Consider the following 12,916-nt stretch of genomic DNA (forward strand, 5'->3'; position numbering starts at 1 on the left):
AGGACATGGCCCCATAGCGCAGCCAGCCCCCAGAATAAAGAGCCTTCAAGCGTTTCAGGCAAAACCCGCGCGCCGTCCGAGGCCAAAGCTCAATCGGTGCGATCCCGCGCAAAGGCATAAATACCAAGCCCCAGCGCCACCAGCGCGCCATAAAAGACAAAAAGCGCCTGATAAGGCTCGGCCGGGCTCACAGCCCCCTCCGCCACACGCGCATAAAGCCGCCCCGTCAGCATCTGCATGACGCCCACGCCCCCAATGGCAAACAAATTCATCAGCGTGACCCCGCGGCCCACCAGATGGGGCGGGAAAAACGCCCGCCCATGCGCCATCATCAGAGGGAAAGACGCCCCGAAAAACCCGATCAAGCCAAACAGCCCCACCGCCAGCCAAAGGCTCTGCACAGACACAAGCCCAAGCACAAAACATCCAGCCATGGTCAGACCATTGCCCACAAAAATAACCCATTTTCGCGTGCCCAAAATACGGTCCAGCGGCCCGTAAGCAAAAGTCCCCGCAATCATGGCCGCCCCCATCAAGAGCGTGACATTGCCGACAAGCCCGTCGCCGGCGCCAAAAACATCGCGAAAGAAAGGACCAACCCAAAGCCCCCGCGCCCCCGCCGACGGCGCATAATGAAACGTCATCAAAGGGAAAACGAGCCAAAGCGCTGGCATCTTGAGCAAATCAAACAGCGACCCCTTCACATCAGACTCCGCCTGCTCGGGATCACGCACAATAAAGAACAGCCCCACCGCCGTGAGCACACTCACAAGCGCCATGCCCCAAACAACAGCGCGCCAGCCAAAGGCCTCAACAGCCAGCGTGGTCGGCAAGGCCGAGGCCAGATTGCCCACAGAGCCTACCCCCAAAATAACCGCCGCCAAAGTGGCAAAGACAGCCGCAGGGTAGCTGCGCGCAAAAATATAGTAAGACGCCATCAAAACAGGCGAACACCCAACCCCGATCAACAGCATCGCAATCGAAATATGCACAGGCGCGCTCGCCATGGCAAAAACAGCCGCGCCGCCCCCGCCGCCAATCAACAAAAGCCAGGACGCCGTGCGCCGTGGCCCGACCTTGTCCAAAGCCCACCCCACAGGGATCTGCATGAGCGCAAAGGCCAGAAACCAAAGCCCCGACGCCGTCGCAAGGTCCTCAGGGCTCGCCCCCAGATCGCGCTCCAATACTTCGGTCAATACAGCCAAAAATGCCCTGTAAAACTGGCTCAACACATAAGCAAAACACAATAAAATCAAATCAACGCGCATCTCTCATGCCTTTCTGGCTCTTTTTCTTTCTCAAAATATCCCAGGGGGTCTGGGGGACTGGTCCCCCAGTTAAATCTGAGGTCTGGGGGACTGGTCCCCCAGTTAAATCTGGGGTCTGGGGGACTGGTCCCCCAGCTTGGCCTGAGGTCTGGACTTCGCCCTCGCGCTTCAACGGGGGTGTGGGGGCAGCGCCCCCAGCTTGGTCGGATTTTCCAAAGGAAAATTCGATCTCAAATACACCGCCCACCATCCACTTCCATACAGACCCCCGTGATCATGCTCGCCTCATCCGAGCACATAAAACACGCAGCATTGCCCATATCTTCAGGCGTTGAAAACCGCCCCAAAGGAATGGTGCTCAAAAATTTCGCCCGCATTTCGGGGGTGTCCTCGCCCATAAAGCTCGCCAGAAGCGGCGTCTCCCCCGCCACAGGGTTGAGCGCATTCACCCTGACGCCAAAAGGCGCCAGCTCCACAGCCATAGCCTTTGTCGCCGTGTTCATCCAGCCTTTAGAGGCATTGTACCAGTTCAGCTTGGGGCGCGGGCTGACACCCGCGGTAGAGGCCACATTCAGGATCGCCCCGCGCCCCCGCGCCTTCATCTTGGGCGCAAGCGCGCGGGCAAAAAGATAGACCGACTTGCAATTCACCGCAAAAACACGGTCAAACTCTTCCTCGCTGACCTCTTCCATAAGCTTTGGCAAATGGGTGACACCCGCGTTGTTCACAAGAATATCCACCGCGCCAAAGACCTGCTGCGCCGTGGCCACCGTCTCGGCCACATCGCCCGCCTCCGCCACATTCGCCTGATGCCCGAACGACCCCGCGCCCAGCTCTTCGGCCATGCCCATAGCCCCGTCGTGGTTCAGGTCCACAATCATAACCTGCGCCCCCTCGGCCACAAACTTGCGCGCAATCCCTGCGCCAAAGCCGCTCGCGCCGCCTGTGACAATCGCTGTTTTCCCCTCTAGCCGCATAGCATTTCCTCCCATGGTTTTATGTCCCTAATTCCTATTCACCGACCGATAGCGTCAAGAGCGCCGCGTGGCGCGCCCGAGGCTCCATAGTCATCACAACATCCAAAAAGAACCGCCCCGCCACACAGGCGCGCACCGCACTCACCCGATCGATCCGCTCAAAATCAGCCAGCGCCGCCTGTGCGGCAGGGTCCGCCGCCGCCGCCGCGCTCAAGGCCGCGCCAATCTCGGCGCGTGTCTGCGCGCGCAGCGCAGGCTCAAGCCGCTTTGGCGGGCGTGTCGCACCCAGTCGCGCCGCCTTATACTGGATTCGGTAATATTCTCTCAAAGCGGGCGTGTTGAGCCGTGCCGCCGCCTCGGCGGTGCGCTTGGCAATCGCCTCAGGCCCAAGACGGTTCTTGAAAATAAGCCCGCAACTGCGCAGAGACAGCGCCCCCATCACAACCCGCTCCACCTCCAGAAAATACTGCAACTCTCGCGGCGCAAGATGGCCCATCCCGCGCGCCAGAAGCGGCTGGATCAGCCCTTGGGCGGCCTTTGCCGTCTGCCAGTCGCCGCGCCCCGCCGCCAAAATCCGCTCCGCAATATGGCTGGCAATCGCATCATCCCCCAACATCCGCGCCATCTGCGCAACAGCCAGATCAAGGTTTTCGCCCTCATAACCACTCTGCGCCACAGAGGCGCGAATCTCGGGCAGAGCCGAAATCCCGCCCAAAAGACGCAGAATTTCGGCCTTGCTCGGCCCCTCTTGAGCAAAGCTCCCCTGCCCCAAAAGCCCAAGCGCCAAAGTCAGAGAAGCCATAAGTCTGCGCATCATCCGCCCCGTGTGATCAGGGGAGGATCATTGCCCGCCTGCGCGGCAATGAAAAGCCCGAACTCAGCCATGAAAAGCCGCAACTGTTTTCAGCGTGGTGAAGCCATAGAGCGCCTCAAAGCCCTTCTCGCGCCCGTGGCCCGACTTGCCCACACCGCCAAAGGGCAGCTCCACACCGCCCCCCGCGCCGTAATTGTTGAGAAAGACCTGCCCCGCGCGAATGGCCTTCGCCAGCCGCATCTGCCGCGCGCCGTTCTGGCTCCAGACCGAGGCCACAAGCCCATAGTCCGTGCCATTGGCAATCGCGACCGCTTCGGCCTCGTCCTCAAACGGAATGATCACCTGCACAGGGCCAAAAATCTCGTCGCGCGCCAAAGCGTGCCCCGCGCTCACCCCCGCAAACAGCCTCGGCGCCACATAGCTCCCGCCCTCGGGCGCATCCTGCAAAACGCCCTCGGCAACAGTCTCAAGGTCCGCCCCCTGCGCGAGAAACCCGTTCACAATTGCCTTCTGCTTGGCCGAAATCAGCGGCCCCACATCCAGATCAGACAGCGCCTGCCCCACGCGCAGCCCGGCATAGCGCTCAGCCATCCGCGCCGTCACCTCGTCATAAATCTTGCGCTGCACCAGAATGCGCGAAGACGCCGAGCAGGTCTGCCCCGCGTTCTGAATGCCTGCGTTCACAAGAAATGGCAGCGCCGCGTCCAAATCCGCATCCTCAAAGACAAGCTGCGGGCTCTTCCCGCCCAGCTCCAGCGTCACAGGCTTCACGTGCCGCGCCGCCGCCGCCTGTATCATACTCCCCGTCGCCACCGATCCGGTGAAGGAAATATGGTCAATCCCGTCATGCCCGCTCAAAGCCGCCCCCGCCTCACTGCCAAGGCCCGGAACCACGTTCAAAACCCCGTCAGGCAGCCCCGCTTTCTTGGCAAGGTCGGCAAAAGCCAGCGCCGTGAGGCAGGCGTCTTCCGCAGGCTTCAGAACGCAGCAGTTCCCCGCCGCCAAAGCCGCGCCAACAGAGCGCCCGATGATCTGCATCGGATAATTCCAAGGCACGATATGCGCCGTCACCCCATGTGGCTCGCGCAGCGTATAAACGGTGTAACCGTCGAGATAAGGGATGCTCTCCCCCATAAGCTTATCCGCCGCGCCACCATAAAACTCACAATAACGCGCCAGCGCCAGCGCATCGGCCCGCGCCTGCTTGAGTGGCTTGCCCACATCCAGCGCCTCAAGCCGCGCGAGCGCCTCCACGCGCCCCTCCACAAGCTTGCCAAGCCGCATCAGGATGCGCCCGCGCTCCGCCGCAGGAGTGCGAGCCCAGCCGCCCTCAAAGGCCCGCCGCGCCGAAGCGATCGCCGCGTCAACATCGGCCTCTTGCCCCCGTGCAATCTCGCCGATCTGCGCCCCCGTCGAAGGGTTCATCAGTGGCAGGGTCTGCCCCCCCAGAGGCGCAACCCATGCCCCGTCAATCAAACATTTCGCGGGGTCAAACCCCAAATCCTCAAGGCTCATCTCGCTCTCCTCTCACGCGCTGCGTGTCTTCGGAAGCTGCGGCACAGCGCCGATCAGCTCTTTGGTATAGGCGTGTTCGGGGCGCGCAAAAATATCCGCCGTCGCACCCTCTTCCACAATCTCCCCCGCCTGCATCACAAGGCAGCGGTCGGTCACATTCTTCACCACACTCAAATCATGGCTGATAAACAAATAGGTCAGCCCGAAGCGCGCCCCGAGGTCGGCAAGCAAGTCGAGTATCTGCGCGCGGATCGACACATCCAAAGCGCTCACCGCCTCATCGAGAATGATCAGCTCAGGCCTGATCATCAGTGCGCGCGCAATCGCGATCCGCTGCCGCTGCCCGCCCGAAAACTCGTGGATATACTTGCCCGCGTCCGCCCCACTCAGGCCCACCTTCTCCAGCGCCTCGCTGATCGCCGCCTCACGGGCGCGCCCCAGAGGCGCATCATCAAGCAGATGAAACGGCTCGCTCACAAGCCGCCCCACCGTCCAGCGCGGGTTAAAGCTCCCGTAAGGATCCTGAAACACCACCTGCATCTTGCGCCGCACCGCGCGGTTGGGGGTTTTGCCGCCAAAGACAGGTTCCCCATCGAGCAAAATCTCGCCCCCCTGCACCTCCTCAAGCCCGAGGATCGCCCGTGTCAAAGTGCTCTTGCCACAGCCGCTCTCGCCCACAAGCCCAAGGCTCTCGCCCCGACGGATGTCAAAGCTCACGCCCTTCACAGCTCGAAAATGCGGCGCAGGGCCAAACAGGCCCTCGCGCGGCAAAACATAGTCTCGCACCACATTTCGCAGGCTCAAAAGCGGCGCCTCCAAAACCTGCGCCGCGCGCGCGGGCGCATGGTCCGACGCCGCCAGAAGCGCGCGCGAATAGGGGTGGCTCATGCTGGCAAAAATAGCAGGGCTCGCGCCACGCTCCACAACCTCGCCGCGCCGCATGATCACAATCTCGTCGGCCATATCCGCCACAACAGCCAAGTCATGCGTGATCAGCAAAAGCCCCATCCCGTCTTCCCGCGCCAGCCGCTTCAAGAGCCGCAGAATCTCCGCCTGCGTCGTCACATCAAGCGCCGTTGTCGGCTCATCCGCAATCAGAAGCTTCGGCTGCAAAGCAATCGCCATCGCGATCACAACCCGCTGCCGCTGCCCGCCCGAAAGCTCATGTGGATAGCGGCTGAGCGGGAAGCGCTCTTCAGGCAGCTCGCAGCGGCGCAAAGCCTCGCGCGCCCGCTTCATAGCCTCGCGGCGGCTCACCCTCTCATGGATCAGAACCGTCTCCGCCACCTGCGCACCAATCGTCTGGATCGGGTTGAGCGCCGTCATCGGCTCCTGAAACACCATGCCCACTTCATTGCCACGCAAGCCACACAAAGCGCCCTCGTCAAGCGCCAGCATCTCATACCCACCGAGCGCCACACGCCCCGTCGCCTTGGCCCCCTCGGGCAAAAGCTGCATCACAGCCAGCGCCGTCATAGACTTGCCCGAGCCAGACTCGCCAATCACCCCGACAATCTGCCCCGCCTCCACAGTGAGCGACACCTCACGCAAAATCTCGGTGCCATGAATGCTCACACAGAGCTTCTCAACGCTCAAAAGGCTCATCGCTTCGCCCTCCGCAAGCGTGGGTCAAGCCAGTCGCGCAAGCCGTCGCCCATCAGGTTGAGGCCCAAAACCGTAAGCAAAATCGCAAGGCCAGGGAAGATTGCCAGATGCGGCTTGAAGCTGAACATCGTCTGGCTCTCCGCCAGCATCCTGCCCCAGCTCGGCGTCGGCGGCTGCGCCCCAAGCCCGACATAGCTCAGCCCCGCCTCGGCCAGAATCCCAAGCGAAAACTGGATCGTCCCCTGCACAATTAGCAGGTTGGTCACATTCGGCAAAATATGCTCAAAACTGATCCGCGCCGCCCCCTTGCCCGACACCCGCGCCGCCAAAACGTAATCGCGCGTCCAGAGGCTCAAGGCGGCTCCGCGCACCAGCCGCGCAAACACAGGAATGTTGAATATCCCGATGGCAATAATAGCGTTAAAAGCACTTGCGCCAAACACCGCCGTAATCAGGATCGCAATCAGCAAGGACGGAAAGGCAAAGACAAGATCATTGCCGCGCATGATCACCTCGTCCAGAAGCGTCCCCGTGCGCGCCGCCGCCGCCAGCCCGAGCGGAACCCCAAGCAACATCCCGATCCCCACAGCGACAACCGCCACAGCAATCGAAGTGCGCGCGCCCACCATGATCATGGAAAAGATATCGCGCCCGAAATGGTCTGTTCCAAAGAAATGCGCGCCGCTCGGCGGCTTCAGCTTGTTGGGGATATCAAGACCCAAAACGTCATAAGGCGTCCAAACAAAACTCACGAGCGCCGCCAGCACAAACACCCCCGAAAGCGCGGCCCCGATGACAAGCGAGCGGCTCATGCCCGCACCCGCAAACGCGGATCAACCACGGCGTAGGCCACATCAACAAGAAAGTTCACGACAATCACAGCAAAGACCAGAAGCATCACCACACTCTCGACAACAATAAGGTCGCGCGCCGCGATAGACTGAAACACAAGCCGCCCGAGGCCGGGCAAAAAGAACACATTTTCAATGATAATCGCCCCCGCCATCAGGAAGGAAAACTGCAAGCCAATGATCGTCAGCACAGGGATCAAAGCATTGCGCAAGGCGTGCCGCCACAAGGCCTGACGGCGGCTCAGCCCCTTGGCCCGCGCGGTGCGAATGTAATCCTCTCCCAATGTGTCCAAAAGCGAAGAACGCATCACCCGCGCCAAGATACTCGCCTGCGGCAAAGCCAGCGCAATCGCGGGCAAGGTCAGGCTCTTCAGCCCCGCGCCAAAGCCTGCGTCCCAGCCCGCGAAGCCGCCCGCGCTAAACCAGCGCAGGTTGATCGCAAAGACCAATACCATCAACATCGCAAACCAGAAATTCGGGATCGCAACCCCAAGCTGCGTCACCCCCATCACCAGACTGTCCGCCAGCCGCCCCCTCTGGCTCGCCGCCCAAATCCCCGCAGGAAAGGCAATCAGCGTCGAAAGCGTCAGCGCATAAACAGCCAGCGGCAGGCTGATCCACATCCGCTCGCCAATCATCTCGGCAACAGGCGTGCGATAGGTGTAAGACGTGCCAAAATCGCCGCGCAGCATCCCGCCAACCCAGCTCACATAGCGCTCAAACAAGCTCCCATTCAGCCCCAGCTGCTCGCGCAGTGCCGCCAAAGTGTCTTCCGCCGCATTGAGGCCAAGCATATAAGCCGCAGGGTCGCCCGGCACGACCTCGACAAACAGAAAAATCACACCCGAGGCCACGACAAGCGAGATCACAAGCGACACAAGCCGCCTGAAAACAAATCTCAGCATAAGCCCCGCCCGCTCATTCGCGCCTCACCCTGTCTTTCTTTTTGCTCTAAATATCCAATCCGGCGCCCGCAAAATGCGCAGACGCCAGATCGTCAAGAGATCACTCGGCCCAAGACACGCCAGTCATGTCGTTGGCCTGCGTCGGTGCATTCTCCCAAAGCCCGCGAACCCCCGCCTTGGCAATGGTCGGGATCGCAAGCTGGAAGAGATAGCCGTTCACATAATCCCCCGAAATCTTGCGCTGCATCTGCTCCAGAAGGGCCGAGCGCTTGGCAGGGTCCGCCTCGGCCTCAAGGGCTGTGTTCATGGCTTGGAAATCCGCATCATCATACTGGAAGTAGTAATCAGGCCGCGCATAAATCCCGATGTCCATAGGCTCGGTGTGGCTCACAATCGTGAGGCCATAATCCTTGCCCTTGAACACTTCTTCAAGCCACTGCGCCCACTCCAAATTGCTGATCTCGGTCTGGATACCAACCTCGCGCAGCTGCGCCGCAATGATCTCTCCGCCACGGCGCGCATAAGAGGGCGGCGGCAGCTTCAGCGTTGTGGTGAAGCCCTCGGCAAAGCCCGCCTCCGCCAGCAGCGCCTTGGCCTTCTCAGGGTCATAAGCGCTGTCCGCCGTCAGATCGACATAGTCAGGGTTGTGTGGCGCAAAATGGGTGCCAATCGGCGTCCCAAGGCCAAACATCGCCCCGTCAATAATAGCCTGACGGTCAATCGCATGCGCCAGCGCCTCACGCACCGTCACATTGTCAAAGGGCGGCATCTTGTTGTTTGTGGACAGGATCGTTTCGCCCTCGGTGTTCCCGACAATCACTTGAAAGCGCGGATCCGCCTCAAACTGCGGCACATTCTCAGGCGCAGGATAGCCCGCAAACACATCCACATCTTCCGCCATCACAGCCGCAAAAGCCGCCGTCGGATCGGAGATAAACTTGAAAGTCACCTGATCAAGCTTGGCCGGCGTGCCCCAATAGTCAGCGTTCTTCTCAAGCGTGATATTGTCGCCCTGCACCCAATTGGCAAATTTGAAAGCGCCCGTGCCCACAGGGGCCTGCTTGATGTTTTCAATGCTCTCAGGCGCCACAATCACAGCATCGCCCCACGCCAGATTGAACAGAAGCGAGCCGTTGGGCGCACTCAGGGTGATCTTCACAGTGCCCGCATCCTCTGCCTCAACATCGGCAATGCTCGCAAACAGCGCCTTCTGCGCATTGGCGCTGTCCTCGGCCCGCGCCCGATCAAGGCTAAACTTGACGTCTTCTGCGTCCATCGTCGTGCCGTCATGGAAGGTCACCCCCTCAGCCAGCTTGAAAGTATAGACCAGCCCGTCGTCTGAAATCTCCCAGCTCCGCGCGAGGCCAGGGATGATCGAGCCATCCGAGGCAAACCGCGTCAGCCCCTCAAAGACGTTGGAATAAAGCACACTATCAATCGCGCCCGCAGCGGCGCTCGTCGGGTCAAGATGCGGCGGTTCAAGCTGCATGGCGAGCGTGATGTCGCTCTTGGCCGTCGCCCCTGTCGCCACCATCATGGCCACCGCGCTCACTGTCGCAAATTTCAATAGTGTCATGCCGTCTCTCCCTTTGCTCAGGCCAATCAGTCCACAGCCCGTTTGTGCAAGTTTGCCCCCGAAAGGAACGACTCTTCAAGTGCTAACTCGATATCGCCCGCAGGCTGCGCAGTCTTTGCGCACCTCACCAGACCACCGCCCGCAGCATTAAGTTAATTTCTGTTCACAGTTTCGCTGTTCAGGGGGTGCACGCATGGTGCACGCCCGGTGCACACAAAACACCCCCCTAGAATCAGCACTTTTAGAGGCCGTTAACCAAGCGGTGCGCTGCGTTAACTTTCGCGACCGTGAAGCAGGTCCAAAAGGCTCCTCGCCATCACCTGCGCACTCTGCACCATATCGTCGATCCCGACATATTCATCAGGCTTATGCGCAAGGTCGAGAATACCCGGCCCATAGGCAATACAGTTCTTCAGACGGCCAATACGGTCAATGTGTTTTTGGTCATAAGTCCCTGGAGACACAACATAATCCGCCTCTTTCCCCATGATATCGCTGATCGCACGCGCAACAGACTGCACCACAGGCGCGCTTTTTTCGGTCATGCTCGGCAAAACGCGTTGCAGCTCGCGCACATTAAACGTGAAGTTCTCCCGCTCGGATTGAACATGGCGCAAAAGCCCGTGGATCTCCTCCTGCACCTCGTCAATATCCTCCTCGATCAAGAACCGGCGATCAATCACCATGCGGCAGCTGTCAGGCACGCAAGGGCTTGGTAAACCAGTATAATCAGGGTCTTGCTCGGCCTCCCCGCCATGGATCGAGTTGATGTTCATGGTGCTCTGTTTCGCCCCTTCAGGCACAACAGGCATATCGGTGCGCTTCTGCGCCAAAGCGGGAAAAAGCGAGCGCTCCATCTCGCTCACCACGGCCCCCATATGGCGCACGGCACAATCGCCAAGAAAGGGCATGGAGCCATGGGCAATCTCGCCATACGTCTCGATTTCCGCCCACCAGACGCCCCTGTGCCCAAGACAAATACGGTCGTGCCCCAGAGGTTCGGGGATGATGACATGGTGCACTTTCTCGGGGTTGAAATAGCCTTTTTCGGCCAGATACGCCACGCCGCCAAAGCCGCCGCTCTCCTCGTCAGCCGTGCCCGATATCTCGATAGCCCCAGCAAAATCAGGGCAAATCGCGATAAAAGCTTCCGCCGCTACGATACTCGCGGCCAGCCCGCCTTTCATGTCACAGGCCCCGCGCCCGTAGACCTTTCCGTCGATGACTTCGCCGCCAAACGGGTCCGTCGTCCAGCCGCGCCCGACTTCGACAATGTCGATATGGGAGTTGAAGTGCACACACTCGCCCGCGCGCGGCCCCTCTTTGCGCGCCACAATGTTCCAGCGCGGATAGCGATCCGAATCACCCAAAGCGCCCTTGGCGCGGATGAGTTCCGTGTGGAAACCATTCTTTAACAATCGACGGTCAAGATACTCACATATCTCGCGATAGTTTTCCCCCGGCGGATTCAAAGTCGGTATTTTTATGAGGTCACAACACAGCTCAACAAGGTCATCCCGCCGCGCGGCAATCTCTACGCTCAATCGGTCAGCAAGGCTCATAGCGCGTCTCCTTAGAGGCGCACTATGCGAAGCCCGCTGACCATGTTCAAGAGCCGCCTTACAGCGCGGCCTCGGCCGCCGCTTTGATCGCGCGGATGTTTTGCCCATAAACCTCGGGCTGGCTCACCGAGCCGCCACGAAACACTGCCGACCCAGCAACAAGCACATCCGCGCCCGCTTCGGCCATCAGAGGTGCGGTATTTACGTCCATGCCACCGTCAATCTCGATATGAATTTCACGGTCCCCGATCATCTCGCGAAGCGCGCGCACCTTGCCGGTCATGTCGATATACTTCTGCCCGCCAAAGCCGGGGTTTACTGTCATAACGCAAATTAAGTCTGTTAAATCAAGGAGATGCGCAACCGCCTCCGCAGGCGTCCCGGGGTTCAGCGCCACACCGGCCTTCATTCCAGCGCCCTTAATCGCCTGCAAGGTGCGGTGAATATGCGGCCCCGCCTCGATATGCGCCGTGAGCACATCCGCCCCCGCATCGGCATAAGCGTCGATATATTGATCCACAGGCGAGATCATGAGGTGAACATCCATCACGGTCTTCACGTGCGGGCGGAACGCCTTCACAGCCATCGGCCCAAAAGTGAGGTTCGGCACAAAATGCCCGTCCATCACATCAATATGGACCCAATCCGCCCCCTGCGCCTCAATCGCCTGAATTTCTTGGCCAAAGTTGGCAAAATCCGCGCTCAGAATAGACGGCGCAATCTTGATATGACGCTCAAACATCAAGCGCTCCACTGTCATAGCGTTTCGCCATTGCATCCATGCTCAGCGGGGTAATCTTGCCCGCGTTGCCCGCCGTCCCAAAGCGCTCAAAACGGTCCAGACAGACCGCTTCCATCGCCTCCATCGCAGGGATCATAAACTTGCGCGGGTCAAATTCCTTGGGGCTTTCCTTGGCAATTTTGCGCCACGTGCCGGTGATCGCCATGCGGTTGTCCGTATCGATATTGACCTTGCGCACACCCGACTTGATGCCGCGCTCGATCTCTTCCACAGGCACGCCATATGTCTGCGGCATTTCCCCGCCATATTCGTTGATAAGGTCTTGAAGATATTGCGGAACACTCGATGACCCGTGCATCACAAGATGCACATTCGGGATCTTCGCATGGATCTCTTCAATCCGCTTGATCGCAAGGGTCTCGCCCGTTGGCTTCTTGGAGAATTTATAGGCGCCATGGCTCGTGCCACAAGCAATCGCCAGCGCATCAACCTGCGTGAGTTTGACAAATTCCGCCGCCTCGTCAGGGTCGGTCAAAAGCTGGTCTTCGCTCAGCTTGCCGCTCGCGCCCGAGCCGTCTTCCTCGGCGGCTTCGCCTGTCTCAAGGCTGCCCAAAACGCCGAGCTCGCCCTCCACAGAGGCCCCCACCCAATGCGCCATCTGCGCCACTTTCTTGGTGATATCGACGTTATACGCCCAGTCCGCAGGCGTCTTCATATCCGCCTCCAAAGAACCATCCATCATCACCGAGGTAAAGCCATGCTTGATCGCCGAAAGACAGGTCTGCTCGTTGTTGCCGTGGTCCTGATGCATACACAGCGGAATAGCAGGGTACATCTCGGCCAGCGCCCGAATGATATGCGCCAGCATCACATCGCCCGCATAGGCCCGCGCCCCGCGGCTCGCCTGCATAATCACAGGCGCATTCGCCTTTTCGGCCGCCTTCATAATGGCGAGCCCCTGCTCCATATTGTTGATGTTAAATGCCGGCACGCCGTAGTCGTTTTCGGCGGCATGATCGAGCAATTGGCGGAGCGTGATAAGAGCCATCAGGAACCTCGTGATGATGAAATGCAGAGTTGCACCCGCCTTACCACGCCTCC

The 12,916-nt window shown here is 59.9% G+C and carries 11 protein-coding genes; all 11 read right to left on the reverse strand.

From position 1 onward, the window contains the following. Positions 1 to 89 precede the first annotated feature (89 nt). A complete protein-coding gene (locus ACTF58_RS04735; RefSeq protein ID WP_438990818.1) occupies positions 90 to 1,268 on the reverse strand; it encodes an MFS transporter in 1,179 nt (392 codons plus the stop codon). 230 nt (positions 1,269 to 1,498) lie between these two features. Then, the gene (locus ACTF58_RS04740; RefSeq protein ID WP_438990819.1) at positions 1,499 to 2,245 is read right to left on the reverse strand and encodes an SDR family oxidoreductase; all 747 of its coding nucleotides are present in this window, start codon (positions 2,243 to 2,245) and stop codon (positions 1,499 to 1,501) included. A 34-nt stretch (positions 2,246 to 2,279) separates the two neighbouring features. Continuing rightward, positions 2,280 to 3,047 (reverse strand): hypothetical protein, encoded by a 768-nt coding sequence (locus ACTF58_RS04745; RefSeq protein ID WP_438990820.1) that lies wholly within the window; start codon positions 3,045 to 3,047, stop codon positions 2,280 to 2,282. A gap of 75 nt (positions 3,048 to 3,122) precedes the next feature. After that, a complete protein-coding gene (locus tag ACTF58_RS04750) occupies positions 3,123 to 4,574 on the reverse strand; it encodes an aldehyde dehydrogenase family protein (protein WP_438990821.1) in 1,452 nt (483 codons plus the stop codon). Positions 4,575 to 4,586: 12 nt separating this feature from the next. Beyond that, a complete protein-coding gene (locus tag ACTF58_RS04755) occupies positions 4,587 to 6,179 on the reverse strand; it encodes an ABC transporter ATP-binding protein (RefSeq protein WP_438990822.1) in 1,593 nt (530 codons plus the stop codon). Beyond that, positions 6,176 to 6,991: an ABC transporter permease gene (locus tag ACTF58_RS04760; protein ID WP_438990823.1), complete on the reverse strand. Its 816-nt coding sequence runs from the start codon at positions 6,989 to 6,991 to the stop codon at positions 6,176 to 6,178. Before ACTF58_RS04760 ends, ACTF58_RS04755 begins: the two co-directional genes overlap by 4 nt. Beyond that, on the reverse strand, positions 6,988 to 7,935 hold the full coding sequence (locus ACTF58_RS04765; RefSeq protein ID WP_438990824.1) for an ABC transporter permease: 948 nt from the start codon (positions 7,933 to 7,935) through the stop codon (positions 6,988 to 6,990). The genes ACTF58_RS04760 and ACTF58_RS04765 overlap by 4 nt, the downstream gene beginning before the upstream one ends. Positions 7,936 to 8,035: 100 nt before the next feature. Then, positions 8,036 to 9,511, reverse strand: coding sequence for an ABC transporter substrate-binding protein (locus tag ACTF58_RS04770; protein WP_438990825.1), 1,476 nt, complete (start codon positions 9,509 to 9,511; stop codon positions 8,036 to 8,038). A gap of 272 nt (positions 9,512 to 9,783) precedes the next feature. Continuing rightward, positions 9,784 to 11,073 carry an acetylornithine deacetylase/succinyl-diaminopimelate desuccinylase family protein gene (locus tag ACTF58_RS04775; RefSeq protein WP_438990826.1) on the reverse strand — a complete coding sequence of 430 codons (1,290 nt, stop codon included), beginning with the start codon at positions 11,071 to 11,073 and terminating at the stop codon, positions 9,784 to 9,786. Positions 11,074 to 11,131: 58 nt separating this feature from the next. After that, positions 11,132 to 11,818 (reverse strand): ribulose-phosphate 3-epimerase, encoded by a 687-nt coding sequence (gene rpe, locus ACTF58_RS04780; protein ID WP_438990913.1) that lies wholly within the window; start codon positions 11,816 to 11,818, stop codon positions 11,132 to 11,134. Continuing rightward, positions 11,808 to 12,863 (reverse strand): class II fructose-bisphosphate aldolase, encoded by a 1,056-nt coding sequence (gene fba, locus ACTF58_RS04785; protein ID WP_438990827.1) that lies wholly within the window; start codon positions 12,861 to 12,863, stop codon positions 11,808 to 11,810. Before fba ends, rpe begins: the two co-directional genes overlap by 11 nt. Between the last annotated feature and the right edge of the window lie 53 nt (positions 12,864 to 12,916).

It is taken from the genome of Lentibacter sp. (assembly GCF_965657785.1).
Lineage (GTDB): Bacteria > Pseudomonadota > Alphaproteobacteria > Rhodobacterales > Rhodobacteraceae > Lentibacter.